Source organism: Microbacterium sp. MMO-35, assembly GCF_037147555.1.
GTDB lineage: Bacteria > Actinomycetota > Actinomycetes > Actinomycetales > Microbacteriaceae > Microbacterium.
This window is the reverse complement of record NZ_JBBCVH010000002.1, coordinates 1-25,188: the sequence shown is the minus strand read 5'-3', so window position 1 is coordinate 25,188 and position 25,188 is coordinate 1. Positions and strand designations below refer to the sequence as shown.

At 70.2% G+C, this 25,188-nt stretch carries 26 protein-coding genes, 2 tRNA genes and 1 pseudogene; 11 read left to right on the top strand and 18 right to left on the bottom strand.

Features of this window, described 5'->3' with window-relative positions; genetic code table 11:
• Position 1 precedes the first annotated feature (1 nt).
• The 3 genes from WFJ01_RS03405 to WFJ01_RS03395 all read right to left on the bottom strand — a co-directional run bounded on the left by WFJ01_RS03405 (position 2) and on the right by WFJ01_RS03395 (position 2,818).
• Positions 2-532, bottom strand: coding sequence for an acyl-CoA thioesterase (locus WFJ01_RS03405; RefSeq protein WP_442928016.1), 531 nt, complete (start codon positions 530-532; stop codon positions 2-4).
• Complete coding sequence (ettA, locus tag WFJ01_RS03400; protein ID WP_251439442.1) at positions 525-2,204, bottom strand: energy-dependent translational throttle protein EttA; 1,680 nt, start codon at positions 2,202-2,204, stop codon at positions 525-527. Before ettA ends, WFJ01_RS03405 begins: the two co-directional genes overlap by 8 nt.
• 92 nt (positions 2,205-2,296) lie before the next feature.
• Positions 2,297-2,818: a DUF6993 domain-containing protein gene (locus WFJ01_RS03395; RefSeq protein WP_336628210.1), complete on the bottom strand. Its 522-nt coding sequence runs from the start codon at positions 2,816-2,818 to the stop codon at positions 2,297-2,299.
• A gap of 159 nt (positions 2,819-2,977) precedes the next feature.
• Here WFJ01_RS03395 and WFJ01_RS03390 point away from each other — a divergent pair, with 159 nt between their 5' ends.
• Positions 2,978-4,573 (top strand): isocitrate lyase, encoded by a 1,596-nt coding sequence (locus tag WFJ01_RS03390; protein WP_336628209.1) that lies wholly within the window; start codon positions 2,978-2,980, stop codon positions 4,571-4,573.
• Positions 4,574-4,634: 61 nt separating this feature from the next.
• On the opposite strand, the gene WFJ01_RS03385 is transcribed toward WFJ01_RS03390, so the two are convergent.
• Together WFJ01_RS03385 and WFJ01_RS03380 are read right to left on the bottom strand one after the other, a co-directional pair.
• A complete protein-coding gene (locus WFJ01_RS03385) occupies positions 4,635-5,105 on the bottom strand; it encodes a single-stranded DNA-binding protein (RefSeq protein ID WP_336628208.1) in 471 nt (156 codons plus the stop codon).
• Positions 5,106-5,269: 164 nt separating this feature from the next.
• Complete coding sequence (locus tag WFJ01_RS03380; protein WP_336628207.1) at positions 5,270-5,896, bottom strand: LysE family transporter; 627 nt, start codon at positions 5,894-5,896, stop codon at positions 5,270-5,272.
• Between the two features lie 103 nt (positions 5,897-5,999).
• Here WFJ01_RS03380 and WFJ01_RS03375 point away from each other — a divergent pair, with 103 nt between their 5' ends.
• Both WFJ01_RS03375 and WFJ01_RS03370 read left to right on the top strand, forming a co-directional pair.
• Positions 6,000-6,263 (top strand): hypothetical protein, encoded by a 264-nt coding sequence (locus WFJ01_RS03375; protein ID WP_251439437.1) that lies wholly within the window; start codon positions 6,000-6,002, stop codon positions 6,261-6,263.
• Between the two features lie 201 nt (positions 6,264-6,464).
• Positions 6,465-7,160: a phosphatase PAP2 family protein gene (locus WFJ01_RS03370; protein ID WP_295033861.1), complete on the top strand. Its 696-nt coding sequence runs from the start codon at positions 6,465-6,467 to the stop codon at positions 7,158-7,160.
• Positions 7,161-7,180: 20 nt separating this feature from the next.
• On the opposite strand, the gene WFJ01_RS03365 is transcribed toward WFJ01_RS03370, so the two are convergent.
• Positions 7,181-7,252 (bottom strand) — tRNA-Arg (locus WFJ01_RS03365).
• A gap of 45 nt (positions 7,253-7,297) precedes the next feature.
• Between WFJ01_RS03365 and orn the strand changes: the two genes are divergently transcribed.
• The 3 genes from orn (at position 7,298) to pdxR (ending at position 9,481) form a co-directional block, all read left to right on the top strand.
• Complete coding sequence (gene orn / locus WFJ01_RS03360; protein ID WP_251439434.1) at positions 7,298-7,924, top strand: oligoribonuclease; 627 nt, start codon at positions 7,298-7,300, stop codon at positions 7,922-7,924.
• A gap of 36 nt (positions 7,925-7,960) precedes the next feature.
• A tRNA-His gene (locus tag WFJ01_RS03355) sits at positions 7,961-8,033 on the top strand.
• A 68-nt stretch (positions 8,034-8,101) separates the two neighbouring features.
• Positions 8,102-9,481, top strand: a complete 1,380-nt coding sequence (gene pdxR / locus WFJ01_RS03350; protein WP_336628206.1) for a MocR-like pyridoxine biosynthesis transcription factor PdxR — start codon at positions 8,102-8,104, stop codon at positions 9,479-9,481.
• A gap of 19 nt (positions 9,482-9,500) precedes the next feature.
• On the opposite strand, the gene WFJ01_RS03345 is transcribed toward pdxR, so the two are convergent.
• The 4 genes from WFJ01_RS03345 to WFJ01_RS03330 all read right to left on the bottom strand — a co-directional run bounded on the left by WFJ01_RS03345 (position 9,501) and on the right by WFJ01_RS03330 (position 14,628).
• Positions 9,501-10,130 (bottom strand): LysE family translocator, encoded by a 630-nt coding sequence (locus WFJ01_RS03345; protein WP_251439430.1) that lies wholly within the window; start codon positions 10,128-10,130, stop codon positions 9,501-9,503.
• 85 nt (positions 10,131-10,215) lie between these two features.
• The gene (locus WFJ01_RS03340) at positions 10,216-11,193 is read right to left on the bottom strand and encodes a hypothetical protein (protein ID WP_336628205.1); all 978 of its coding nucleotides are present in this window, start codon (positions 11,191-11,193) and stop codon (positions 10,216-10,218) included.
• Complete coding sequence (locus tag WFJ01_RS03335) at positions 11,190-12,476, bottom strand: MFS transporter (protein ID WP_336628204.1); 1,287 nt, start codon at positions 12,474-12,476, stop codon at positions 11,190-11,192. The genes WFJ01_RS03340 and WFJ01_RS03335 overlap by 4 nt, the downstream gene beginning before the upstream one ends.
• Position 12,477: 1 nt before the next feature.
• Positions 12,478-14,628, bottom strand: a complete 2,151-nt coding sequence (locus WFJ01_RS03330) for a chitosanase (protein WP_336628203.1) — start codon at positions 14,626-14,628, stop codon at positions 12,478-12,480.
• A 150-nt stretch (positions 14,629-14,778) separates the two neighbouring features.
• Between WFJ01_RS03330 and WFJ01_RS03325 the strand changes: the two genes are divergently transcribed.
• The 5 genes and pseudogenes from WFJ01_RS03325 (at position 14,779) to WFJ01_RS03305 (ending at position 17,709) form a co-directional block, all read left to right on the top strand.
• Positions 14,779-15,999: an ROK family transcriptional regulator gene (locus WFJ01_RS03325; RefSeq protein ID WP_251439423.1), complete on the top strand. Its 1,221-nt coding sequence runs from the start codon at positions 14,779-14,781 to the stop codon at positions 15,997-15,999.
• A 44-nt stretch (positions 16,000-16,043) separates the two neighbouring features.
• Positions 16,044-16,445, top strand: a pseudogene (locus tag WFJ01_RS03320) (GNAT family N-acetyltransferase); the annotation flags it as partial.
• A gap of 111 nt (positions 16,446-16,556) precedes the next feature.
• Positions 16,557-16,904, top strand: a complete 348-nt coding sequence (locus WFJ01_RS03315; protein ID WP_251442298.1) for a metallopeptidase family protein — start codon at positions 16,557-16,559, stop codon at positions 16,902-16,904.
• Entirely contained in the window at positions 16,901-17,197 is a 297-nt protein-coding gene (clpS, locus tag WFJ01_RS03310) for an ATP-dependent Clp protease adapter ClpS (protein ID WP_251439421.1), read from the top strand. The genes WFJ01_RS03315 and clpS overlap by 4 nt, the downstream gene beginning before the upstream one ends.
• A gap of 5 nt (positions 17,198-17,202) precedes the next feature.
• Positions 17,203-17,709, top strand: coding sequence for a DUF2017 family protein (locus tag WFJ01_RS03305; RefSeq protein WP_336628202.1), 507 nt, complete (start codon positions 17,203-17,205; stop codon positions 17,707-17,709).
• 7 nt (positions 17,710-17,716) lie between these two features.
• On the opposite strand, the gene WFJ01_RS03300 is transcribed toward WFJ01_RS03305, so the two are convergent.
• Genes WFJ01_RS03300 through WFJ01_RS03265 form a run of 8 tightly spaced genes read right to left on the bottom strand, consistent with a single transcriptional unit; the run spans position 17,717 to position 24,939 of the window.
• Positions 17,717-18,298: a hypothetical protein gene (locus tag WFJ01_RS03300; protein WP_336628201.1), complete on the bottom strand. Its 582-nt coding sequence runs from the start codon at positions 18,296-18,298 to the stop codon at positions 17,717-17,719.
• Entirely contained in the window at positions 18,279-18,614 is a 336-nt protein-coding gene (locus tag WFJ01_RS03295) for a hypothetical protein (RefSeq protein WP_251439416.1), read from the bottom strand. Before WFJ01_RS03295 ends, WFJ01_RS03300 begins: the two co-directional genes overlap by 20 nt.
• A gap of 60 nt (positions 18,615-18,674) precedes the next feature.
• Positions 18,675-19,928 carry a DNA polymerase IV gene (gene dinB, locus WFJ01_RS03290; protein WP_336628200.1) on the bottom strand — a complete coding sequence of 418 codons (1,254 nt, stop codon included), beginning with the start codon at positions 19,926-19,928 and terminating at the stop codon, positions 18,675-18,677.
• A gap of 48 nt (positions 19,929-19,976) precedes the next feature.
• Complete coding sequence (gene gatB, locus WFJ01_RS03285) at positions 19,977-21,491, bottom strand: Asp-tRNA(Asn)/Glu-tRNA(Gln) amidotransferase subunit GatB (RefSeq protein WP_336628199.1); 1,515 nt, start codon at positions 21,489-21,491, stop codon at positions 19,977-19,979.
• A complete protein-coding gene (gatA, locus tag WFJ01_RS03280; RefSeq protein ID WP_336628198.1) occupies positions 21,491-23,005 on the bottom strand; it encodes an Asp-tRNA(Asn)/Glu-tRNA(Gln) amidotransferase subunit GatA in 1,515 nt (504 codons plus the stop codon). Before gatA ends, gatB begins: the two co-directional genes overlap by 1 nt.
• Complete coding sequence (gene gatC / locus WFJ01_RS03275; protein WP_251439404.1) at positions 23,002-23,301, bottom strand: Asp-tRNA(Asn)/Glu-tRNA(Gln) amidotransferase subunit GatC; 300 nt, start codon at positions 23,299-23,301, stop codon at positions 23,002-23,004. Before gatC ends, gatA begins: the two co-directional genes overlap by 4 nt.
• 46 nt (positions 23,302-23,347) lie before the next feature.
• Complete coding sequence (locus tag WFJ01_RS03270) at positions 23,348-24,136, bottom strand: PDC sensor domain-containing protein (RefSeq protein WP_336628197.1); 789 nt, start codon at positions 24,134-24,136, stop codon at positions 23,348-23,350.
• 26 nt (positions 24,137-24,162) lie between these two features.
• The gene (locus tag WFJ01_RS03265) at positions 24,163-24,939 is read right to left on the bottom strand and encodes a FadR/GntR family transcriptional regulator (RefSeq protein ID WP_251439402.1); all 777 of its coding nucleotides are present in this window, start codon (positions 24,937-24,939) and stop codon (positions 24,163-24,165) included.
• Between the last annotated feature and the right edge of the window lie 249 nt (positions 24,940-25,188).

Genomic DNA, 25,188 nt, shown 5'->3' with positions numbered 1-25,188 from the left:
CTCAGCGGTGCGCGTAGACGATCGGAGCACCGACGTACGGCGCCCAGGCGTCGCGCATCTCCTGGCTGATCCTGACGGGCCGCCCGGTCTCCGCGCTCACGAGCACGATGACCGCCGTCGAGCGCGCGTAGAGCACGCGCTCGTCGAACGAGGCGTCGTTGAACACCTCGTAGCAGACCTCGACGCTGGAGCCGCCGATCTTGCCGAACCACATCTGCACCTCGAGCGGGTGCCGCTGATACGGCACCGGAGCGAAGTACTCGATCTCCTGCCGTGCCACGAGCGTCAGCGCGCCGGCGTCGAGTCCGGAGTCGAGCACGGCGGTGCTGGGGCCGTGCTCCCCCTCGCCCGGGCGCCAGAACGCGCGCACCCGCGCCTCCTCGAGCAGCTTCAGCATCGAGGTGTTGTTGACGTGGTTGAACGCGTCCAGGTCGCCCCAGCGCAGCTGGATCGGGATGTGCAGGCGCTGCCCGGCAGCGACCCCGAGGGGGGCCGCCGCCGCGGGCGCACCGGCGTCGCCGGTCTCAGTCACGCGTCAGCCTGCGGTGCGTGGAGCGGTGGGGGTTGGCCGCGTCGGCACCGAGGCGCTCGATCTTGTTCGCCTCGTAGGACTCGAAGTTGCCCTCGAACCAGTACCACTGGTCGGGGTTCTCGTCCGTGCCCTCGTACGCCAGGATGTGCGTGGCGATGCGGTCGAGGAACCACCGGTCGTGCGTGATCACCACGGCGCAGCCGGGGAACTCCAGCAGTGCGTTCTCCAGGGAGCCCAGGGTCTCGACGTCGAGGTCGTTGGTGGGCTCATCGAGGAGCAGCAGGTTGCCGCCCTCCTTGAGCGTCAGGGCCAGGTTGAGGCGGTTGCGCTCGCCTCCGGACAGGACACCGGCCTTCTTCTGCTGGTCCGGGCCCTTGAAGCCGAACTTCGAGACATAGGCCCGGGACGGGATCTCGGTCTTGCCGACCATCATGATGTCGAGGCCGTCCGAGACGACCTCCCACAGGGTCTTGTCGGGGTCGATGTTCGCGCGCGACTGGTCGACGTAGCTGATCTTGACGGTCTCGCCGACCTTGAGGTCGCCGCCGTCCAGCGGCTCCAGGCCCACGATCGTCTTGAAGAGCGTGGTCTTTCCGACGCCGTTCGGGCCGATCACGCCGACGATGCCGTTGGGCGGCAGGCTGAAGCTCAGGCCGTCGATGAGCGAGCGATCGCCGAAGCCCTTCTTCAGCTTCTTCGCCTCGATCACGACGTTGCCGAGACGCGGACCCGCGGGGATCTGGATCTCCTCGAAGTCGAGCTTCCTGGTGCGCTCGGCCTCCGCCGCCATCTCCTCGTACCGGGCCAGACGCGCCTTCGACTTGGTCTGACGCCCCTTCGCGCTCGAACGCACCCACTCCAGCTCGTCCTTGAGGCGCTTGGCGAGCTTCGCGTCCTTCTTGCCCTGGATGTCGAGGCGCTCGGCCTTCTTCTCCAGATAGGTGGAGTAGTTGCCCTCGTAGCCGATCAGGCGGCCGCGGTCGACCTCGGCGATCCACTCCGCCATGTTGTCGAGGAAGTACCGGTCGTGGGTGATCGCGATCACCGCGCCCTTGTAAGCCTGCAGGTGCTTCTCGAGCCACAGCACGCTCTCGGCGTCGAGGTGGTTGGTGGGCTCGTCGAGCAGCAGCAGATCCGGCTTCTGCAGCAGCAGCTTCGCCAGGGCCACGCGACGCTTCTCGCCTCCGGAGAGCTTGGTGACCGGCTCGTCCCCCGGCGGGGTGCGCAGCGCGTCCATGGCCTGCTCGAGCTGGGAGTCGAGATCCCAGCCGTCGGCCGCGTCGATCTCCTCCTGCAGCACGCCCATCTCGGCGAGCAGGGTGTCGAAGTCCGCATCCGGGTCGGCCATCTGCGCCGAGATCTCGTTGAACCGGTCGACCTTGGCCTTGATCGCCACACCCTCCTGGATGTTCTCCAAGACGGTCTTGGTCTCGTCGAGCTCGGGCTCCTGCATCAGGATGCCCACGCTGAAGCCGGGGCTGAGCTTGGCCTCGCCGTTGGACGGGGTGTCGAGCCCCGCCATGATCTTGAGGATGGTGGACTTTCCGGCACCGTTCGGACCGACCATGCCGATCTTCGCTCCGGGCAGGAACGCCATCGTGACGTCGTCGAGGATGAGCTTGTCGCCGACCGCCTTGCGGGCGCGGACCATGGAGTAGATGTATTCGGCCACGAGGGCACTCCTTCTGTCGTGATGACGATCGTGGGGACCGGGCGGACGGCGGCGGGCCTGGAGGCTCAGGACCTCGGGATCGACACTCCAGCCTACCGGGGCGGCTGCGGCCCGACGGGCGCGGTCTTGCCGACGAGGCAGGCGCCGCCGTCGAGTTGCGGCAGCACCGCCGTGACCGGATCCCCGGTGGACGGCCCGACCTGACCCACCAGGCACGACGCATCGCCCCAGCGCACCGAGAACTGGATGCTCTCGGCGGGGTTGTCCACGGTCGAGCGGTCCTCGGTCACCTGCATCGCACCGCGGTCGAAGCCGGCTGCCGCGAGCGCGTCGATGTACGCCCGGCCCGACTCGCGCTGCTCCGAGCCCCAGACGCGTTCGGTCACGGCGCGGAACAGCGGGAGGTTCTCATCCGCCGTACCTCCGGGCACGAGCTGGGGAGCCGGTGCAGCGGTCGTCGGCGCCGAAGCTCCGCCCGTGCCGGACGGCCCGCTCGACGCGGAAGGGCGCGCCGACCCCGCCGGGGCGCATGCGGCGAGGGTGAGCGCCAGAAGCAGTGCGCCCGCCGTCACGAGGGGTGCCTGCGCGGCGGCGGTCGATCGGCCTCTGAACACGCATCGAGTCTACGGGGACGGGAATCTGTTCCTGATTGCAGAATTTTGCAGAATCTTCTCCCGCCGTTTGGCCGGAAGGACCGATCGATGTTGGGCATGGTGGAACCAAACCGCAGGGCACCCGCTCCCGGCGGCCCGCCAGCACACGGAGGAAACATCATGACCGCGTTCCAGAACGACGAGACCGCCATCGAGGCGCTCAAGAAGCAGCACGGATCCAGCTGGGATGCGATCAACCCGGAGTACGTCGCACGGATGCGGGCGCAGAACCGCTTCAAGACGGGCCTGGAGATCGCGCAGTACACGGCGGACATCATGCGCCGCGACATGAGCGAGTACGACGAGGACTCCTCGGTCTACACCCAGTCGCTCGGCGTGTGGCACGGCTTCATCGGCCAGCAGAAGCTCATCTCGATCAAGAAGCACCTCAAGAGCACCAACAAGCGCTACCTCTACCTCTCCGGGTGGATGGTCGCCGCACTCCGATCCGAGTTCGGCCCGCTCCCCGACCAGTCGATGCACGAGAAGACCTCGGTCCCCGCGCTCATCGAGGAGCTCTACACGTTCCTCCGCCAGGCGGACGCCCGCGAGCTCGACCTGCTGTTCACGAAACTGGACGACGCACGGGCCGCCGGCGACGAGACCGCCGTCGAGTTCATCCAGTCGCAGATCGACAACTACGAGACGCACGTCGTCCCGATCATCGCCGACATCGACGCCGGCTTCGGCAACCCCGAGGCGACCTACCTGCTCGCGAAGAAGATGATCGAGGCGGGCGCCTGCGCGATCCAGATCGAGAACCAGGTGTCGGACGAGAAGCAGTGCGGTCACCAGGACGGCAAGGTCACCGTTCCGCACGAGGACTTCCTCGCCAAGATCAACGCGGTCCGCTACGCCTTCCTCGAGCTCGGCATCGACAACGGCGTGATCGTCGCCAGGACGGATTCCCTCGGTGCAGGGCTCACGCAGAAGCTCGCGGTGTCCTCCTCCCCCGGCGACCTGGGCGACCAGTACAACGCCTTCCTCGACGTCGAGGAGATCGGCGAGGCCGACCTGAGCGACGGGGACGTCGTGATCCGCCGCGAGGGCCGGCTGCTCCGCCCGAAGCGGCTGGCGAGCAATCTGTACCAGTTCCGCCCCGGCACCGGTGAGGACCGTTGCGTGCTCGACTGCATCACCTCGCTGCAGAACGGCGCCGACCTGCTCTGGATCGAGACCGAGAAGCCGCACGTGGAGCAGATCGCCGGCATGGTCGACCGGATCCGCGAGGTGATCCCGAACGCCAAGCTCGTCTACAACAACAGCCCGTCGTTCAACTGGACCCTCAACTTCCGCCAGCAGGCCTTCGACCAGCTCGCCGCACAGGGCGAGGACGTCTCGGCCTACGATCGCGGGAACCTCATGAGCGTCGACTACGACGACACCGAGCTGGCCCGTCTCGCCGACGAGCGGATCCGCACGTTCCAGCGCGACGGCTCGGCGCGCGCCGGGATCTTCCACCACCTCATCACCCTGCCGACGTACCACACGGCCGCGCTGTCGACGGACAGCCTGGCCAAGGGGTACTTCGGCGACGAGGGCATGCTGACCTACGTCCGCGATGTGCAGCGCCGCGAGATCCGCGAGGGCATCGCGACGGTCAAGCACCAGAACATGGCCGGCAGCGACCTCGGCGACAACCACAAGGAGTACTTCGCCGGAGCCGCGGCGCTGAAGGCCGGCGGCAAGGACAACACGATGAACCAGTTCAGCTGACCATCCCCGGTGGAATCGGGTCCCGGCGTCGCCGGGGCCCGATTCTCGCGAGCGCACGCGCTCAGAAGGGGGTCCGGTCCGCACCCGGTGCCGCCCAGCCGTCGTCCGCCGCTTCTCCGATCTCGCCCGTCGGAGGTTCGGCGGCCGCGGTGTCCGCCGGCGCCGTCGCCGCGGTGTGCGCGATCCTGTGGAACACGCTGCGCCCGCGGCGCAGGTCGGGGCCGATGCTGTCGGCGTCGATCTCGACGCTCATCCCCCGCCGACCCTCCTTGCCCTCCCATTCGCGCAGCCGCAGCCGCCCGGTGACGATGACGGCGTCCCCCTTCGACAGCGACGCGGCTGCGTTCTCCGCGAGAGCTCGGTATGCCCTGACCTCGAACCAGTTCGTGGTCACGTCGACCCAGGCGCCTGTGCCGTCCTGGCGCCGGTGGTTCGTCGCCATGCGGAACCCGAGGGTCGGCAATCCTGACGTCGTGCGGCCCGGCTCCGGCACCGTGGCGATGTTGCCCAGGACGGTGATGCTGTCGGCCATGTCTGCTCTCCTCGCTGTTCGCACGGAGCCGCCCTCGGCTCCGCTTCTGGAGAGATGGTGCCGCGACGGGGGTGCGCTCGACGCGCTGTCGTCCGGATCGGTGCAGAACCGGTCGCGGACCCCGGCTGTGCAGGGAAGGCCCGGACGCCCTCCGTCCGGTGGGGTCAGTGCACGAACAGCAGCAAGGCGGCCACGGCGATGAACAGGGCGCCGAAGACGGTGTTGAGCGTGCGCTGGCCGCGCCGGCTGGAGGTGAGCCGGCGGAAGCTCTGCGCCGTCGCGGCGAAGACGAACCACATCACCACGACGTCGATGACCACGGTCGTCCCAATGAGGATCAGATACTGCGGCCACGGATCACGGTCGAGCCGGATGAACTGGGGGACGAAGGCGAGGAAGAACACGATGGCCTTCGGATTGAGCAGGTTGACCCAGAAGCCACGGCGCAGCATCGGCCAGCGCCCCTCGGGCGACCGCTCGACGGCCTGCTCCTCTGCGGGGTCGGGGACGCGCGCGACGATGAGCCGGATCCCGAGATAGACGAGATAGGCGGCCCCGAGGTACCGCACGGTCTCGAACAGCCAGGGCACGCGGGCGACGAGGAGGCCGACCCCCGCAGCGACGATCGCGACGTGCACCACGAGCGCGAGCTGCTGCCCGACGATCCCCCAGATCGAGCGACGCCACCCCTCGTTCAGCGAGTTGGTCATGGTGTTGATCGCACCGGCGCCCGGCGTGAGGCTGATCACCACGCACGCCACCACCAGGGAGAGCCAGACGGTCACGGTCACCAGCACAGTGTAGGGACTCCGGGAAGCCGCGCGCGCAGGGCGGCCCGGAGAGGCGGGCCGAATGTCGGTGGCCGTCCTTATGTTCGAAGGTGAAGGAGGAACCATGACCATCGACATCACGCCCGCCCCCACCATCCGCTGGGCGACCCCGGTCCTCAGCCGAGCCGTCGAGACGCTTCAGCCCGCGGGCGAGCGACTGTGGCGCGTGCTCGACGCCCGAGGAGCCATCCGGGGCCACCTGCGCATCGTTCCGCACGACCTCGGACTCCGCTATCGGGCTGAGCGCCTTCATCTCCCCTCGGGCCTGTTCCGCATCGTCGGAGACTTCTGGAGCGCCGACGACGCGGTCGCCGCCCTGCGGTTCTGACCCTCGGGGCACGCCTCGCATCCGTCCGAGGCACCCGCGCTGCGGCACCCGCGGCGGAGCGCACCGCTGCCCCGCCGCGCATTTCTTGGCCAATCCTTAGCCTGGCTCGGCGAGCATGGATCCTCGGCGCGTCGATCCGCATGCGCCGTCCGCGGCGCCCGCGTCGCCGCAAGGAACCTGCCGTCAGGAAGAGGACACGACATGGCCGAGGTGCGCAATGCACGACCCCGCCCGCTCACCGGAATCGAGCGCGCGACCACCCGGCCCCTCATCGCCGTCGCGACGGCCGTGGTCGGGGCCCTCGTGGTCGTGGCCCTCGGGTTCGCGATGAAGACGACCCAGGCGGATCAAGCGCTGGTGGTCGCCCTCAATCAGACGCACACCGGATGGTGGGGCGCGCTCGGCAGCGCGGTCTATCGCGGCATCGAACCGGTTCCTGCCGTCGCGATCACCCTCGTCATCGCAGCCGCGGTCTGGGCGGGATCCCGCTCGCTGCGCACCGCGATCCTCTTCGGCCTCCTCGTCGCATTCACCTGGCTGCCCGTCGCCGCGATCAAGATCCTCGTCGACCGCCCCCGCCCCGACGCGGCGCTGCTCGCCCACCCGTTCTCCCCGCTGCAGACCGACGGGTCCTTCCCCAGCGGCCACACCGCGTACGTCGTCGCGCTCGCGGTCGCCTTCTGGTTCCTGCTGCGCGGCACCCGCTTCGCCTGGCTGCCGGTGATCCTGGGGGTCGTCGCCACCGTCGTCATCGGTCTCGCGGTCGTGAGCGACGGGCTGCATTTCCCGACCGACGTTCTCGCCTCCGTGATCTGGTCGCTCAGCACCGCCGCAGCCGTGCGCTGGCTCATCGTCGACGTGATCGCGGCACGGATCGGCCGCCGCGCGGCGGCCTGAGCGGTCCGAGTCCGAAGGAGTGCCCCCGGCAGGATTCGAACCTGCGACCAGCGGATTAGAAGGCCGCTGCTCTTCCGCTGAGCTACGGAGGCGCCCCTCCAGGCTAGCGCGTCGGCGGCGCTCAGTAGGATGGCGGCATGGTTTCTTCGTCCGAGAACGATCGACTCGTCTGGATCGACTGCGAGATGACGGGGCTCGATCTCGAGATCGACGAACTCGTCGAGATCGCCGTCGTGATCACCGACTTCGAACTGCGCCTGCTGGATCCGGGGTTCCACGTGGTCATCCGCGCCAGCGACGCCGCGCTCGGCCAGATGAACGACTTCGTCACGAACATGCATCGGACTTCCGGCCTCTTCGAGGAGATCCCCCAGGGCCTGACCCTCGCCGAGGCGCAGGCGCAGACCCTCGAATACATCCGGCGCTTCGTGCCGCAGGAGCGCAAGGCTCCCCTGGCCGGGAACACGATCGGCACCGACCGCATGTTCCTGGCCAAGTACATGCCCGACGTCGATCAGTACCTGCACTACCGCAACGTCGACGTCTCCAGCATCAAGGAGCTGTCGCGCCGCTGGTTCCCCCGGGTCTTCTTCCACGCTCCCTCGAAGGACGGCGGACACCGCGCCCTCGCCGACATCCTGGAGTCGATCCGTGAGCTCGAGTACTACCGCCGCGCGGTGTTCGTGGAGCAGCCCGGACCCTCCAGCGACGAGGCTCAGAGCACCTCGGACGCCGTCGTGTCAAAGTTCGCCTCGAACCTGTAATACACTGGTGAGGTTGCCCGCTCCGGCAGGCACATGGTGGCTATAGCTCAGTTGGTAGAGCACCGCGTTGTGGTCGCGGGGGTCGCGGGTTCAAGCCCCGTTAGCCACCCTCAGGAGGAGGCCCGGATCCGATCGGATCCGGGCCTCCTCTCCTTCTCCGGCTAGGATCCGTGGCAGATGACCGGATCCGATTTCCTCCACCTCGACCCCGCTGCGGCGCCCCCGCGAGAGCGGACGACCTGGCTCGCCGCCCAGCTGCGCACGGCGATCGCCGACGGCGCCCTCGGCGCGGGTGCGCGCGTGCCGCCGAGCCGCGAGCTCGCCGCCGAGCTCGCCTTCTCGCGCGGCGTCGTGGTCGAGGCATACCGACGCCTCGCCGAGGAGGGTCTCCTCCTCGCCGAGGGAGCCGCGGGAACGAGGGTCGCCGAGACGGTGCCGCCCGCGACACCTCCCGGCCCGGCCACCGACGCCGCCGTTGCCCGCCCCGAGACGCTGCATCTCTCGGTGGGCGCACCCGATCTGAGCGCCTTCCCGCGCGCCGCCTGGCTGCGCGCGGAGCGGCGCGTGCTCTCGGCGGCGACCTCTCGCGAGCTCGGGTATGCGGATCCGCAGGGGGTGGGCGCACTGCGGATCGCGCTTTCCGGATGGCTCGCGCGCAGCCGCGGAGTGGTGGTCCCTCCCGAGCGGATCATCGTGACGGCCGGGGTCACCGGCGCGCTCAGCCTGACCGCCCAGGTCATGCGTGATCGCGGCCTCACCGCGTGCGCGATCGAGGATCCGAGCGCGGACGGCAACCGGCGGATCCTCGACTACTGGCTGGACTCGCTCCTGCCCGTGCCCGTGGACGCCGACGGAATCGACGTCGAGGCGCTCACCGCGACCGGCGCGCGCGCCGTGCTCACGACGCCGGCGCATCAGTTCCCCACGGGAGCCCTGCTCTCGCCCGCACGACGTCGAGAGCTCGTCGCCTGGGCCGAACAGTCCGACGGACTCATCATCGAGGACGACTACGACTCCGAGTACCGCTACGACCGTGCTCCCGTCCGTGCCCTCCATGCCAGCGCCCCGGACAGGATCCTGCACGTCTCCAGCCTCTCCAAGGTGCTCGCTCCGGCCCTGCGGATCGGCTGGATGGTCGCGCCGGAGCACTGGCACGACGACCTCGTGCGCAAGCGCTGGGCGACGGACCTCGGCTCCCCCGCCCTGCCTCAGCTCGCCCTCGCCGAACTCATCCGCACCGGCGCGCTGGAGCGGCAGGTCCGCCGGCTGCGCCTGCGGCACAGGGAGCGCCGCAACGCCGCCGTCGCCGCCGTCCGCGCGCATCTTCCCGATGCACGGATCGAAGGCATCGCCGCGGGTCTGCATCTGCTGGTGCTCCTGCCCCGACACGTCGACGACACCGCCCTCGCCGAGCGCGCCGCGGCCGCGGGCATCCGCGTCGCACCGCTCTCCGCCTACCGGTTCTCCCCCGGCGATCCCGGCGTGGTGATCGGCTACGGCCCGCATTCCCCCGCACGACTCGAGGCGGCCATCGCCGCCCTCGGCCGGCTGATCTGAGCCGTCCTCCGCGGCCGGCTCAGCCCTGGTGCGGAGTGAACGCGAGGATCAGGGCGAGCACCGCGAACGTCAGGGCGAAACCGCGGCCGAGCAGACGGTCGACTCCCGGCCTGGCGAGGACGACACCCCGGAGTCCCGCGGCACCGGCACCGTAGCCGGCGAAGATCACGAACGTGACGATCATGAACACCGCGCCGAGGCCGGCCATCCGTGCCACCGCCCCGGGCGCCGCGGCGTCCACGAACATCGGCAGGAACAGGAAGAAGAACATCGTGAGTTTCGGGTTCAGCAGGTTGACGAGCACGGCGTCGCGGATCACGCGCGCGGTCGTGCCCGCTGCACGACTCCGCGTGTCCGCATCGTCCTCGGCGAACCCCCGCTCATCCCGCCACATCCCCCAGGCCAGGTAGAGCAGATAGGCGACGCCCACCCAGCGCAGCGCCTCGAACAGCGGCGGATTCGCTGCGACGACCGCCGCCGCGCCGGTCAGCGCCAGCAGCAGGTGGGGAACGATGCCCAGGGTGCAGCCCAGGGCCGCGACGATCCCCGCCCGTGCGCCCCGGGACAGCCCCGCGGAGATGGTGAAGAGGGCACCGGTGCCGGGGGTCGCCGTGATCACGATCGATGTGACGAGGAAGCTCGCGTCCATCCGCTCAGCATGGATGTCGCTTGGCTCATCGAGAAGGTCCAAGACGTGCGATTCTCACCGGTCCAAGACGCCGGGCGCCCGGCCCTCAGCGGACGAGGCTGGGCGACGACGCCCCGGGCGCGACCGAGCGGGGCGCGCCGGCTCCGCTTGCGGGGACCTCCCAGACACCGCCGTCGACCGCATAGGACACCGTCTGATCGTCGACCCATGCCGCCTGGTCGTCGACGCTCCGCGTCTCCGCCAGGGGCGTCTCCTTCATCGTCGACAGGTCGAGCACAGAGAGCCGCCAGGGGGCATCCGCGCCAGGACGCACCCGTTTCTTGAAGACGATGCGCGTCTCATCCGGCGACAGCGATGGACACTCCGCGTTGGTGCGCAGCGTGCGGACGGTCCAGGTCGCCAGATCCCCCTTGCCGAGATACGTCGTGCCACCGGTCGACACCGTCACGTAGAACGTGTTGTCGTCCTTGGCGAAGGACAGGCCCCAGTAGTTCACATCCGCCGGATCGCGCAACTGACCGTCGATGTAGAGTCCCACATCCTCCATCGACTTGACGAGGAAGTCGTCCTCGCGGTCGTAGAAGCCCGTCCGGGTGGAGAAGTCCGTCGTCGCGTAGTCGTCCCCGGTCACGAACACGGTCCAGGAGACCATCCGGCCGGACGCGGAGACCCTCGCCCGATTGGGGACGCCCCCGAAGTCGAACTCCTTCTGCACGCGCAGGCGATCGTCCAGGATGAGCGCCGTGCTCATCGGCGTGACCGCCGTGCGCGGTTTCAGGCACACGGCGGTCCCGCCCGCCGCGTAGAACCGCTGACAGGCGAACCCCGTCCCGGTTCTGGTCCCGCCCGAGGAACCCCGGTCCTGCACGACGATCGCGCCGTCCCCGTCTCGGATGTACAGGCCGGGATGCGTCGCCGGCGTCGCATGCCCTTGCGCGTGCGCTCCGGCCGGAGATCGTCCCACTGCCGAGGCGGTGTAGCCGATGCCGAGCGCGACGAGCGCCACCGCCGTCACCCCGACGAGGATCCGTGCAGAGCGGGACAGTCCCGACGGTCGCGTCACGACACGTCCTCGAGCGAGTCGGATGCCGAAGATCCGCGACTTTCGGGACGGATCAGCACCACCGCCACGACGACCGCGGCCAGGAGCGCGCACGCGGCGCCGCCGAACGCCGGCGCCGCGCCCCAGAGCGTCCACGCCGCCCCGAACAGCACCGCGGCGAGCAGCCGCCCCGCCGCCTGCCCCGTCTGCAGCAGTGCCATCCCGCCCGCCCGGTTCGACCGCGGGATCAACGGACCGGCGAGGGCCATCAGCACACCGTCCGTCGCGGCGTAGAAGACGCCCAGAAGACCCAGCACGGCCGGGATCAGCACGACGGGCGCGAGCGGCAGCAGCGGAACCAGATAGGCGCCGAGCAGCGCGACATTGCCCAGCAGGAACGGCACGCGGCGCCCGATCCGATCCGCCCAGCGCCCGAACGGCACAGCGAGGAGCAGGTAGACCGCAGCGCTGCCGAGCGGAAGCAGCGGGAAGAACGCGGTGTCGATGTGCACCCGGTCCTGCACGCCGAGGTACAGGAAGCCGTCGCCGATCGTGACGAGTCCGAGCAGGGTCGCGGCGATCAGCAGCCGCCGGAATCGCGGACCGCGGACGATGCCCACCGTCCGGCGCAGAGTCGGTCGGGGTTCCGTCGTCGCCGGCGCCGTGCGTCCGGGCACGAACGCGATCAGCACGAGCACCCCGAGCGACGCGACGCAGAAGCTCACCATGAACACGGCGTCGAAGGCGTCGGCTACGAGCCAGAGCAGCAGGAACGCGACCAGCGGGCCGGCCAGAGCCCCCGCGGTGTCCATCGCGCGGTGCACCCCGAACGCCCGCCCCTGGTGCGCATCGTCGACCGACAGGGAGATCAGCGCATCGCGGGGTGCGGTCCGGATCCCCTTCCCGATCCGGTCCACGGCCAGCGTCGCCGACAGCGCCGTGGTGTTCGCGCCCGCGAGGAGCAGGAGCGGTTTGCAGACGGCGGACAGCGCGTAGCCGATCCCCGCCACGAGCTTGTGCCGGGACCAGCGGTCCGCGACATGCCCGCCGAGCAGACGCACGAAGGCGGTCACGCCGTTGTAGAGCCCGTCGAGGAGCCCGAACTGGAGCGGGCTCATCCCGAGCCCGACGACGAGGTACAGCGGCAGGACCGCGGTCACCATCTCCGAGGACAGATCGGTGAGCAGGCTCACCGATCCGAGAGCGATCGCGGTGGTTCCGGCACCGGCGACCCGACGGCCCACCGAGGTGGGAGCCGCCTGGTCGCCGGCGTCCTGCCGCGCTTTGCTGCCGGCGAGATACATGTCAGTGGCAGGTGTACGTCGGGCTCGTGTCGCGCACGGTGCCGTCGATCGAGACGAACTTCGTGGTGAACGTGGTGTCGGTGAGATCGAGCCGGAGCACGCCGTAGGTGTCGTTGATGCGCTTCACGCTGTTCTTCTGCGGGGTGTCGTTGAGGTCGCGCTGGTTCACCCCGCCGAGTCCGGCGATGATCTCCACCGGCCCCGTCGCCGATGCCGCACCCGTTGCCGTCTGCGGAGCGAAGCGCTCGTAGTCGTGGTCGTGGCCGTTGAGGATCAGTTCGGCGCCGGCCGCCTCGAGCTTGCTCCACGCGGGCTTGCTCGAGAGCGTGTTTCCGTGCTCTCCCGTGGTGAACAGCGGCTCGTGGTAGTACGCGACGGTGCACGGCTTGGTGTTCGCCGCCAGATCGGCGTCGAGCCACGACATCTGCTCGGCGTCGAACCACCGGTTCGAGTTCAGCGCGATGAAGTGCCAGTTCCCACGGTCGAAGCTGTACCAGGTCTTGCCCTGAGGCGTCGCCCGGGATCCGAAGTAGTCGCGGTAGGCCTTCTCATCGCCGCGATCGGTGTGCTCGTCGTAGTCCCGGTCGTACTTCTCGTGGTTGCCCGGGATGGGATACGTCTTGTCCTTGAAGCGACCCCAGGACTTGTCGTAGTAGCTCGCGAAATCGGACGCGTGCGCGTCGTCGTACTGGTTGTCTCCGAGCGTGATGTAGAAGGCCGGATCGATGGACTGCGCCAGGGCCGCCGTCGCGAAATGGTTGCAGTCTGACGCGGCCTTGGCGCACTGACCGGCGATATCGCCGGCGGCGACCACGGTGAAGGCGCCGGATCCCGGATCGGGGTTGCCTCCGCCGGGGGTGCCTGCGGTGCCGTACACCTGAAGCTCGTAGAGCGAGTAGCCGTAGGCCGTGCCGCGGGCGGTGCCGTAGACGCGCAGGTACCGGCCGGCGCCGCTCAGCCCCGCGATCTGGTCGCTGCCTCCGTCACCGGCGTTCTCGGTCGCGAGGGTGCTCCAGTTGCTGCCGTCGGCGGAGATCTCCACCCGGTACTTCTTCGCATACGCGGCCTCCCAGCTCAGGGTCACCGCCGAGACGGTCGCGCCGGTGCCGAGGTCCACCTGGATCCACTGCGGATCGGACCCTTCTTTGCTCGCCCAGCGGCTCTTCGCGTCGCCGTCGACGGCCAGCTTCGCCGCATAGGTCGTGCTCTCGACCGACGATGCCGTGACGGGCCGCCCCTGGGAGATGAGCACCGCACCCGGGTTCGGAGTCGTCGTGGGAGACGGGGTCGGCGTCGGAGTAGGCGTGGGCGTGGGCGAAGGGCTCGGCGTGGAGTCCGTCCCGCCCAGCTCGCTCGCCGGCCAGTGCGGAGTCGGGTCGCTCGCGATGGAGTAGGGATCGCCGTATACGGACCACTTCAAGGGAGTGTCGAGGTTCAGGTTCCCCGCCTTCAGCCAGACGCGCTGCGCCTTCTCGATCCTGCTGACGTCCTCGTGCGCCGCCTCCTTCTTCATCTCCTTCACGCGCTCGTCCAGGAAGGCGTTGAGATAGGTCGTCTCGTTGCCGCCCTGGGCCGGGGTCTTCGCCTTCTTGAGCGCGGCCTTGCGGATGTCCTCCATGCCGTCGAAGCCGTGCACGACCGCCGCGTCGTAGTACGCGAACTGCCCCAGGGCGCCGAGCTTGTCCGAGGTCGCCAGATCCATGGACGGGTCGAAGTACATCGAGCGCGTCAGGTCCCGCTGCGCGCGCTGGAACTCCGGCTTCTTGCCCTCGGCCTCCCAGTCCTTCACATACGCCGACCCCAGCGGGCCGGTGTTCTTGGTCCCGTCGACCTGCTTCAGCTTCGGGATCCACTTGGCCAGGGGATTGCCGGGGTACTTGTCCGTGTACTGCTGCACCAGCACGAGCATGTCGTGCGTCCCCGAGGTGAAGCCGATGATCCCGCCGGTGTAGCCGCGGTCGTCCTTGATGTCCTCGATGTACGAGTAGCGGTTGTACCAGTCCAGAGCCGAGTTCTCGGCGCTGGTCACGATCTCCTGCGCGATCTCGCGTTTGACGGGGTCGCGAAGGCTGGTGGGGGTGGCGGCCTGAGCCGTCGCAGACATGACACCGCTGAGCGGGATGATGATCGCCGCTGCCACGAGCGCGATCATCGGTCGACGTTGACGCATGATTCCTCCGGTGAAAGCGGTTTCCCTTTTAGGAAACCTTGTTTACGAAGAGTTATACCGGAGCCTCCTGGTCGGCGCAACGCCTTTCGCTCGATAGCATTCGGAAGGCCCCCGACCGAACCAGAGGATCCCGTGCCAGAACGCCCGACCGGAACCAGCGTCGTCCGCTCGATCAACGCGCGCGCGGCACTGCGGCTCCTGCTGGATCAGGGTCCGCTCACCCGGCCTGAGATCGCGCGTCTGCTCGCCGTCTCCAAGCCCACCTCGTCGCACCTGCTCGCTCAGCTGCTCGACGACGGCCTCGTCCGCAGCGACGGAAGCCGCGACGGAGCGATCGGGCGAGCCGCCGAGGTCTTCCGCATCGACGGCCGGGCCGGCCACGCCGCCGCCGTCGACGTCACACCGGAGCGCATCTCGGCCGTCGTCGTGGACCTCACCGGGACCGTCGTCGGCTCCTTCACGCTGTCGACCCCCGAAGGCGAGCAGAGCACGGCTGCGACCGCCCCCGACCCGGTCGAACGGGTGCAGGAGCTCCTCGAGGGGGCGTGCGCGTCGGCGGGGATCCCCTCCTCGGGTCTGCGCAGGGTCGTCATCGGCATCCAGGGCGCGACCGACCCGCGTGCGGACCGGGTCCGCTTCGCGGCGCATCTGCCGGGTTGGCAGCGCGAAGGCCTGATCGCCTCGCTCGAGGAGCGCCTCGGCGCCCCGGTCGACATCGAGAACGATGTGAACCTCGTCGTGGTCGCCGAGCACGCGCACGGCGCGGCGATGGGCCATGACGTGTTCGCAGTTCTCTGGGTCTCCGACGGCATCGGCATGGGCGTCATGCTCGCCGGACGCGTTCATCGCGGACTCGCGGGCGGCGCCGGCGAGATCGCGGACCTCCCCCTCCCCGGCGCGCCGATCCCCCCGCAGGTCAACGAGTACGGCGCAAGCGGGATGCAGGCCCTGGCCGCCGCGCCGGCACTCGGACGGCTCCTGGCCCGCCACGGTTTCGAGGGGGCCTCCCCCGCCGCGGCCCTGGAAGCCGCCGTCGCCTCCGACGCGCCGGAGGCGACGGCGGTGCTCGACGAGATCGCGCGGCGCCTCGCTCTCGGCCTGTCCGCCGTGGTGGCCATCATCGCGCCCGAGCTGGTGGTGCTGGCCGGCGACATGGCCGTCGCCGGCGGCGAACGTCTCCGCGCCCTCGTCGAACGGCACCTGCACGACAGCGTGATCGCACGGCCCGCCGTGCTCCTCACCCGCCTCGATGAGAGCCCCGTGCTCGACGGCGCCCGCCGCCTCGCGCTCGCGAGGCTGCAGGAGGAGATCCTCGTCGCGGCGGGAGCCCCGCGGGACACCCGGACGATCTGACGGAGCTCGGCGAACGGACCCGCCGACCCGGATAGCATCGAGATATGGCCTCCTTCGTGCGCACCGCGACCGACGCCGATCTCGCGGAGCTCGCGCGGATCGAGGACGAGGCCGATGCGCTCTTCACGGAGCGCTTCGGGTCCGCACTCGGCCACGGGGCTCCGCCGGGCGCCGCCCGTGCCGCCGAGCGCGGCTACGTCCTCGTCGTCTCCGAGGCGGAGCACGGCCCCGCCGTGGGGTTCGTGCACGTGCTCGAGGAGGACGGCATCGCGCATCTGGAGCAGCTCTCCGTGCTGCCCGCGCACGCCCGACGCGGGCACGGACGCGAGCTCCTGGAGGCCGCCCTCGACGAGGCCGCGGAACGCGGGCACACGAGCGTCACCCTGCGCACGTTCGCCGAGGTGCCCTGGAACGCGCCGTTCTACGCATCGGCCGGCTTCGTCGAGACGGACCCGCCCGACGACCCCTTCTACCGCGCGCTGGCAGCGGCGGAGCACCGTCTCGGCCTCGACGAGCTGGGGCGCCGCGTCCACATGACGATCGATGTCCGCGGGGGCATGACGATGGACGCGGAGGCCTTCGAGAACCTCGTCGCAGACGAGCTCGACCGCCTCCCGGACGAGATGGTGGACGGCCTCGAGAACCTCGTCTTCGTCGTGGAGGACCGTCCCGAGGACGGCTCGCTCGATCTGCTCGGGCTGTACGACGGACTCGCCGTCACCGAACGGGGCAACTACGGCATGGGCGAGCTGCCCGATCGGATCATCGTCTACCGGGAGCCGCACCTCGCCCAGAGCGCCGACGAACGAGAGCTCCGCGACGAGGTGCACACCACGCTGGTGCACGAGATCGCGCACTATTACGGCATCGACGACCAGCAGCTGCACGAACTGGGCTGGGCATGAGCGCGCCGCTGGTCGCACCGGACGTCGAGGAGCAGGTCGATCTGCAGGCCGCTCCCGCCGTGCCCTGGGAGCTCGTCGTGTGGGATGACCCGGTCAACCTGATGAGCTATGTGGTGCGGGTGTTCCGCAGCTACTTCGGGTATCCGAAGGACCGCGCCACCCGCCTCATGCTCGCCGTGCACAACGACGGGCATGCGATCGTCGCCACCGGTCCGCGGGAGACCATGGAGGTGCACGCGCAGGCGATGCACGACTACGGGCTCTGGGCGACCGTGCGTCGGGCCGGAGAGTGACCGCCGTGCCCGGATCCGGCATCGGCGTCCCGATGCAGGCGATCGAAGTGCACCAGCTCGCCGACCTCGTGGGCCAGTTCGTCTCCCTGCTGCGCGACTCCGAGTCCGTCGTCCAGGCGGACCAGGACGGGCACCTGCTGGCCCGATTGACCCCGGCCGTCTACCCTCAGGACCCGGAGGCCTCCGCGGAGTTCGCCGCGGCGACCCGCGACGATCTGCTGGACCGACGGGCGGCGGAGGCGCGGATCGTGCGCGACGACCTCGAATCGGTCCTCGACGGCGATGTCGCGGTCTCCGGGCAGCTGACCATCCCCGTGGCCCACGTCGATCCCTGGCTGCGCACTCTCGCCGCCCTGCGGCTCGTGATCGCCACGAAGCTCGGCATCGAGGACGAGCCCACGCCGGACCCCGACGATCCCCGGCTCGGCGTCTACGAGTGGCTGGGCTATCGCCTGGAGCTGCTCGTGGAGGCGGCGGACGCGGAGGACGACGCCGCGCCGTCCGCGGGCTGAGCGCCGGCTACGGGATCGAGACCACCAGCGTCGCGTGACCGATCGGATCGTCCCGCCGCAGATGGACGACCTCCTGCAGCGCCCACCGGTCCCAGTGCGGACGGAACGTGTCCCCGTCCCGATCCAGCGCCCGGCGCTTTCGGCTGGACTCGGGCGATTCGACCCACACCCGCACGTCGGCGACGCGCGCCGTGCGGGGTGCGAGCGCGCCGCAGCCCTCCAGGATCACTCCGCGCGACGGATCGACGGCATAGCTCTCCGCGTATTCGCCGGCCTCCCAGTCGTAGCGCTGCCAGGTGCCGACGAGGCCGCGCCCGTGCGGCCGGAGGATCTGCTCGTAGGCGCGTTCCACCCCGGCATCCATCCCGTCCCAGCCGGGGTAGATCGAATCCAGTGCGACCAGCTGCGGTGCCGTCTGCAGCGGCCACTGCTCGGAAACCAGGCGGGCCAGGGTGGACTTCCCGGCGCCGCTGCGACCGTCGATCAGGACGACGGGGTTCGACGCCTGCACGGCGCGCACCGCGTCGGCTACGCGGGCGACCGCATGCCCGAGCGCGCGGGCGACCGGGTCATCGCTTCTTGACGGCACGGATGATGCGGGAGATCGCGCGACCGGCGACCCAGACGAAGGGCACCGCCACGGCCAGCAGGGAGACGATGTTCGGCTCGAACCGCAGCCCCTCCTCGCGGCGCACGTACACCCCGAGCGGGATCGCGATCCCGCCTCCGCCGCCGCCCTCTCCCTCGCCGGCGCCCTGCGCGCCGCCCGAGGCGCCGCCGAAGCCGGAGAACGTCAGCGCCACCGGCGTGAACTGTGCACCGTCGACCTCCTGCGGCTCGCCGTAGGCGCTCTTGACGCCGAAGGAGGCGGAATTCTTTCCCAGCTCGAGTGCGATGTGCGGCATGCATCCACGCTAGCCCACCTCGGCGGCCCCGACCACCGTGCCCGGTGGATCTCCCCCGGGTCAGTCGAGACCGTGCGCGCGGGGATGCGGCGCAGAGCCGCGGCCGGGCCGGGCGCCCAGATGCCGGGCGCGCGTGACCGAGCCGGATCCGAAGCGCGCCTGCGCGCTGTCCAGCGCATCCTCGACGCGTCGCCAGTCGGCGTCGTCGTCCCAGAGGCCGAGCGCCCCGCCGGCTCCGGAGAGCCGCTCGGCCCGCACCCCGACCAGCCGCACCGGATCGCGGCGTTCGATCGCGTCGAACAGGGTGCGCGCGACCTCGCCGATGCGCTGCCCCACCGACGTCGCCTCGGGCAGCGTCTGCGAGCGGTTGACCGTGGTGAAGTCGGAGAAGCGGATCTTGACGGCGACGGTGCCCGCCTCCCAGCCGGCCCGGCGCAGACGGGCCGCGACGCGGTCGGCGAGCCGCAGCAGTTCCGAGCGCAGCGCCTCCCGATCGGTGACGTCGATGTCGAACGTCTCCTCGTGACCGACGCTCTTCTCCACTCGGCTGGTCTCGATCCCCCGCGGATCCTGCCCGCGGGCGAGGTCGTGCAGGCGCTGCGCCAGCGCGGGGCCGACCGCGCGCTCGAGCGCGGGCATCGGCGTCGCGACGATGTCGCGGATGAAGCGGATGCCCCGCGACTCCAGCGTCTCGGCTGTCTTCGGTCCCACTCCCCACATGGCCCGCACGGGCTTGGCGGCGAGGAACTCGAGCGTCTCGGCCTCCGCGACGACGAGCAGACCGTCCGGCTTCGCCAGGGTCGAGGCCATCTTGGCGACGTGCTTGGTGGCCGCGACTCCGACGCTGCAGGTGATCCCGACCTCGGCCTGCACCCGATTCCGGATCATCGCGCCGATGACTCCCGGGCTGCCCCAGAGCCGCCGCACGCCGCGGACATCGAGGAACGCCTCGTCGATGGAGAGCGGTTCGACCAGCGGCGTGACCTGCTCGAAGATCGCCATGACCTGCTGCGAGACGTCGCGGTACTTCGTGAAGTCGGGCGGCACGATCCGCGCAGCAGGGCACAGCCGGATCGCCTGCGACACCGGCATCGCCGAGCGGACGCCGTATCGCCGTGCCTCGTACGAGGCGCTGGACACCACGGAACGCCCGTCCGGCGACCCGATGATCAGCGGAAGCCCGCGCAGGCTCGGATCATGCAGGACCTCGACCGCCGCGTAGAACGCGTCCATGTCGACGTGCAGGATGCCCGTGCCGGTGTCGTCCGCGCCGGGAGCCGAGACGGTCCGTCCGGATCCATCTCCTCTGCCCATGACACCATTCTGGCCGAGGCCGCCGACATCGCGCCGGCGGCCTCTGACTCACTGCGCGGCGCGCTCCAGGATGAGCTCGCGGACGCGCGCGGCGTCCGCCTGCCCCTTCATCGCCTTCATCACGGCGCCGATCACGGCTCCGGCGGCCTGCACCTTGCCGTCCTTGATCTTGGCCAGGACGTCGGGCTGGGCGGCCAGTGCCTCGTCGATCGCGGCGATGAGCGCGCCGTCGTCGGAGACGACCGCGAGCCCTCGGGCGTCGACGACCTGCTGCGGGGTGCCTTCTCCGGCGATGACGCCCTCGAGCACCTGACGGGCGAGCTTGTCTGTGAGGGTGCCGGCGTCGACGAGCTGCTGCAGCGCGGCGACCGATGCCGGGGCGATGAGAGACGCGGCGTCGACCTCGCGCTCGTTCGCGATGCGGCTGATCTCCCCCGTCCACCACTTCCGCGCGGCATCCGCCGTCGTGCCCGCGGCGATGGTCGCCTCGACCTCGTCGAGCAGCCCGGCGTTCACGACGCCCTGGAACTCGATGTCGCCGAAGCCCCAGTCCGCCTTCAGCCGACGGCGGCGGGCGACCGGCTGCTCGGGCAGCGCGGCCCGCAGCTCCTCGACCAGCTCGCGCGGGGGCTCCACCGGGAGCAGATCCGGCTCCGGGAAGTAGCGGTAGTCGTCGGCGTCCGACTTGGGCCGGCCCGGCGACGTGGTGCCGGTGTCCTCGTGCCAGTGCCGGGTCTCCTGCGTGATCGAGCCGCCGTCGGCGAGGATCGCCGCCTGCCGCTGGATCTCGTACCGCACCGCGCGCTCGACGGAGCGCATCGAGTTCACGTTCTTCGTCTCGGTGCGGGTGCCGAGCTTCTCCTGGCCGCGGGGGCGCAGCGAGACGTTCGCGTCGCAACGCAGGTTGCCGCGCTCCAGGCGCGCCTCGGAGATCCCGAGTCCCCGCACGATGTCGCGGATCGCGGCGACGTACGCCTTCGCGATCTCGGGGGCGCGGTGCTCGGCGCCGAAGATCGGCTTGGTGACGATCTCGACGAGCGGCACGCCGGCGCGGTTGTAGTCGACGAGCGAGTACTCCGCGCCCTGGATGCGACCGGTCGCGCCGCCCATGTGGGTCAGCTTGCCGGCGTCCTCCTCCATGTGCGCGCGCTCGATCGGGATCGTCACGAGTGTGCCGTCCTCGAGCTGGACCTCGACGGACCCCTCGAAGGCGATCGGCTCGTCGTACTGCGAGATCTGGTAGTTCTTGCCGAGGTCGGGGTAGAAGTAGTTCTTCCGCGCGAACCGGCAGGACTCCGCGATCGAGCAGCCGAGCGCGAGGCCCAGGCTGATCGACGAGCGCACGGCCTTCTCGTTGACGACCGGGAGGGATCCGGGAAGGCCCAGGTCCACGGGCGCGATGAGGGTGTTGGGCTCCGCGTCGTGATTGCGCTCGTTCGCCGGGTTCGGGGCGTCGGAGAACATCTTGGTCTCGGTGTTGAGCTCGACGTGGACCTCGAAGCCGAGCACGGGCTCGAACAGCTCGAGCGCCTTGTCGAAGTCCATGAGCTTCACGGCGGCCATCAGCGGGTTCCTCCCAGGATCGGAGCGCGGTCGAGCAGCGGCCCGCCCCACGCGTCGACGAGCAGCGTCTCCAGTGCGGCGCCGACCCGGTACAGGCGGGCGTCCTCCCGGGCGGGGGCGAGGAACTGGATGCCCACGGGCAGTCCGTCCTCCTCGGCCAGGCCCGACGGGATCGAGATCCCGGGCACGCCGGCGAGGTTCGCCGGGATCGTCGTGAGGTCGTTCAGGTACATCTGCAGCGGGTCGCCGATCTTCTCGCCGAGCTTGAACGCCGTGGTCGGCGCGGACGGCGTGGCGATGACGTCCACCTGCGCGAACGCGGCGTCGAAGTCCTGCTGGATGAGCGTGCGGACCTTCTGCGCGCTGCCGTAGTAGGCGTCGTAGTAGCCGGCGGACAGCGCGTAGGTGCCGAGGATGATGCGGCGCTTCACCTCGGGACCGAAGCCGACCTCACGGGTGAGCGACATGACGTCCTCGACCGTGCCGCCGCCGTCGGGCGTGACGCGCAGGCCGAAGCGCACCGAGTCGAACTTCGCGAGGTTGCTCGACGCCTCGGCGGGCAGGATGAGGTAGTAGGCGGCGACGCCGTACTCGAAATGCGGTGCCGAGATCTCGACGATCTCCGCGCCCTGCGCCTCCATCAGCTTCAGAGCGGCGTGGAACGAGCTCGCGACTCCCGACTGGAAGCCGGAGTCGGGCAGCTCCTTGATGACGCCGACCTTGAGCCCCTGGAGGACCTGCCCGGTCGCGCCCTCGCGCGCCGCCGCGGCGAACGACGGCCAGGCCTCCGGAAGCGACGTCGAGTCCTTCGGGTCGTGACCGCCGATGACGTCGTGCAGGAGCCCGGCATCGAGGACGGTACGGCTCACGGGGCCGACCTGGTCGAGGCTCGACGCGAGCGCGATGGCGCCGTAGCGACTGACGCCGCCGTAGGTCGGCTTGATCCCGACCGTGCCGGTCACGTGCGCGGGCTGACGGATGGATCCGCCCGTGTCGGAGCCGAGGGCCAGCGGCGCCTCGAAGGCCGCGACCGCCGCAGCCGAGCCGCCGCCGGAGCCGCCGGGGATCCGGTCCAGGTCCCAGGGGTTGTGCGTGGGCCCGTACGCGGAGTGCTCGGTGGAGGATCCCATCGCGAACTCGTCCATGTTGGTCTTGCCGATGCCGACGAGACCCGCGGCGCGCGACCGTGCGACGACGGTGGCGTCGAACGGCGAGCGGTAACCCTCGAGGATGCGGGAGCCGCTCGTGGACGGCTGGTCGGTCGTGACGAGCACGTCCTTGATGGCGAGCGGCACGCCCGCCAGTTCGCCGAGCTGCTCGCCCGCGGCGCGGCGGCGGTCGATCTCGGCCGCCGCGTCGAGCGCGTGCTCGTTGACGTGCAGGAAGGCGTGCACGTCGCCGTCGACGGCGGCGATGCGGTCCAGGTGCGCCTGGGTGGCCTCGACGCTCGACACCTCTCCGGCGGCGAGCTTGGCGCCGAGCTCCGCGGCGGTCCAGCGGATGATCTCGCTCACTGCTCTTCTCCCAGGATCGCGGTCACGCGGAAGCGGTCGCCATCGGCGTCCGGCGCGTTCTGCAGCGCCTGCGCGGTGGTGAGGGTCTGACCCACGACGTCCTCGCGGAAGACGTTGTGCATCGCGATCGGGTGGCTCGTCGCGGCGACGTCAGGGGTCGCCACCTCCGAGACCTTCGCGATGTTGTCGACGATGGCGTCCAGCTGGCCGGTCAGCTGCGTCACCTCGTCGTCGGAGAGCTGGATGCGCGCGAGCACGCCGAGATGACGTACGAGATCGGGGGTGATTTCAGACACCAGGACAGTCTAGCCAGCGGGCTGTCGCTCCCCCGCCCGGCGTGCCTCAGGTCTGCAGGACGAGGACCAGCGCGGTGTCGCCGCAGCGGGAGACGCGCGTGCCCTCGGTGCCGGCCGCGGACACGGCGCCCTCGCGCAGAGCGGCGAGGGCGCCCTGCACGTCCTCCCCGCGCAGCAGCGAGCCCGTCACCCGATGCGAGTCGCTCGAGGCGACCACGCGCCCCGCGGCGTTCACGATCGTGCCGGTGCCCTCCGCCTCGCGCAGGATCGGCAGGACCACGCGTTCCAGTCTCGACACGTGCACGTCGATGCCGACCACACCGACCATCCGTCCCTCGTGCGCGACCGGAGTCGTCACGGTCACGGTGTAGTCGTCGGTGCACAGGTAGTCGACGTAGGGACCGGTGACGTGACGCTCCCCCGTGCGCTCCGGCACCTTCCACCACTCGAGCTGCCGATAGTCGCGGAACTGGTCCGACTCGGGATCGTTCACGGCCTCCAGCCGGCGTACGCCGCCGCGGTCGCCGCGGTCCAGGCCGTGGATCTCACGCAGCCACCAGGCGAGATGCCAGGGCGCGTCGGCGAAGACGCCCGGCGTCGCGACGAAACCGGATCCGGTGACGAGCCCGCCCGGCGCCTCCAGGGCGGGTCTCGCCAGCGCCTCCATGACGGGGTCCAGGACGGCGGCGGTCGGCGCGGCCCCCTGCGCGGAAAAGGCGCCGAACTGGTCCTGCACCGCGGTGCGCCAGTCCTCGACGAGGGCGAAGAGGGGCGCGAACGTGCCCTCGATGCGCTCGGCGATGCGTGCGTCATGCTCGGCGACGGTGCCGGTCATCTCGCGCTCCTTCTGTGTGTTCGATCTCACGCCCGGGCGGAGGCGACGGCCTCCGCGGCCGTCTCCAGCCGGGACTTCTCATCCAGCAGCCACTCGACACCGCCCGTGATGCGGCGGACGGCGATCGCTCGCGCGCCCGCGGTGTCGGCGGCGCCGATCGCATCGACCTGCGCCTGCCGTGCGGCACGGCTGCGCCTGCGGTTGTCGTCCTCGCGCAGCCCCAGCCAGATCAGCGATCCGATCTCCGCCTGCAGGCGCAGCTCTTCGCGCACGAGACGCGGCGACTGGCTGAGAGCCGCGATCTCGAGCTGGAACCGCGCAACGGCGCGTCGTGCCCCGCCCGCCGTGGAGAGGTCCTCCTGCTCCTCGAGCTCGCGCAGGCCCAGGACGTCGTCCTCCCCGGCACGATCGGCCGCGAGTTCGGCGGCCATGCCGGCGATCGCCGCGTAGTGCGTGGACGCGTCCCGCAGCTCGACCCGGCTGACCGCCCTGATGCGCTCGTCGGTGAACCGGCGGGCGGTGTCGGGATCGAAGGTGACGAAGCTGCCGCCGTCGCGGCCGCGCCGCGTCTCGATGAGGCCGGCGTCGCGCAGGGCTTCGAGCGCCTCCCGGGCGGTGACGACGGCGACGCCGAGCCGGCGTCCCAGCTGCGATTCGCTGGGCAGTCTCTCGCCGTCGTGCAGGACTCCCGAGGTGATCGCGTCCTGCAGCCGGCGCTCCACGATCTCCGCGCGGCCGACGTCGGACAGGGGCGCGAAGACGGCCGATCGCGCGGGATCCACGCCTGCCGACACCTGTGCCACGCCGCTCTCCTCTCGGGGCTGTGAGACGACGGTAACACGCCGGTTGACAAAATCCTCTGTTCCCATATGATTCCAAACATCTACTAACAGAGGATTAGTCCTCGCATCGAAGGAGATGTGATGGCCGACAAGCCCGTCGCGATCAGATTGACCGGACTCACGCGTGCGTTCGGGTCTGTGACTGCTGTGGATGGTGTGGATCTGGAGATCGCGGAGGGGGAGTTCTTCTCGATGCTGGGTCCTTCGGGG

Coding starts and splice junctions, on each gene's coding strand:
- WFJ01_RS03390 (WP_336628209.1), top strand. CDS start 2,978: ATGACCGCGTTCCAGAACGACGAGACCGCCATCGAGGCGCTCAAGAAG.
- WFJ01_RS03385 (WP_336628208.1), bottom strand. CDS start 5,105: ATGGCCGACAGCATCACCGTCCTGGGCAACATCGCCACGGTGCCGGAG.
- WFJ01_RS03375 (WP_251439437.1), top strand. CDS start 6,000: ATGACCATCGACATCACGCCCGCCCCCACCATCCGCTGGGCGACCCCG.
- WFJ01_RS03370 (WP_295033861.1), top strand. CDS start 6,465: ATGGCCGAGGTGCGCAATGCACGACCCCGCCCGCTCACCGGAATCGAG.
- orn (WP_251439434.1), top strand. CDS start 7,298: ATGGTTTCTTCGTCCGAGAACGATCGACTCGTCTGGATCGACTGCGAG.
- pdxR (WP_336628206.1), top strand. CDS start 8,102: ATGACCGGATCCGATTTCCTCCACCTCGACCCCGCTGCGGCGCCCCCG.
- WFJ01_RS03345 (WP_251439430.1), bottom strand. CDS start 10,130: ATGGACGCGAGCTTCCTCGTCACATCGATCGTGATCACGGCGACCCCC.
- WFJ01_RS03335 (WP_336628204.1), bottom strand. CDS start 12,476: ATGTATCTCGCCGGCAGCAAAGCGCGGCAGGACGCCGGCGACCAGGCG.
- WFJ01_RS03330 (WP_336628203.1), bottom strand. CDS start 14,628: ATGATCGCGCTCGTGGCAGCGGCGATCATCATCCCGCTCAGCGGTGTC.
- WFJ01_RS03315 (WP_251442298.1), top strand. CDS start 16,557: ATGACGATGGACGCGGAGGCCTTCGAGAACCTCGTCGCAGACGAGCTC.
- clpS (WP_251439421.1), top strand. CDS start 16,901: ATGAGCGCGCCGCTGGTCGCACCGGACGTCGAGGAGCAGGTCGATCTG.
- WFJ01_RS03295 (WP_251439416.1), bottom strand. CDS start 18,614: ATGCCGCACATCGCACTCGAGCTGGGAAAGAATTCCGCCTCCTTCGGC.
- dinB (WP_336628200.1), bottom strand. CDS start 19,928: ATGGGCAGAGGAGATGGATCCGGACGGACCGTCTCGGCTCCCGGCGCG.
- gatB (WP_336628199.1), bottom strand. CDS start 21,491: ATGGCCGCCGTGAAGCTCATGGACTTCGACAAGGCGCTCGAGCTGTTC.
- WFJ01_RS03270 (WP_336628197.1), bottom strand. CDS start 24,136: ATGACCGGCACCGTCGCCGAGCATGACGCACGCATCGCCGAGCGCATC.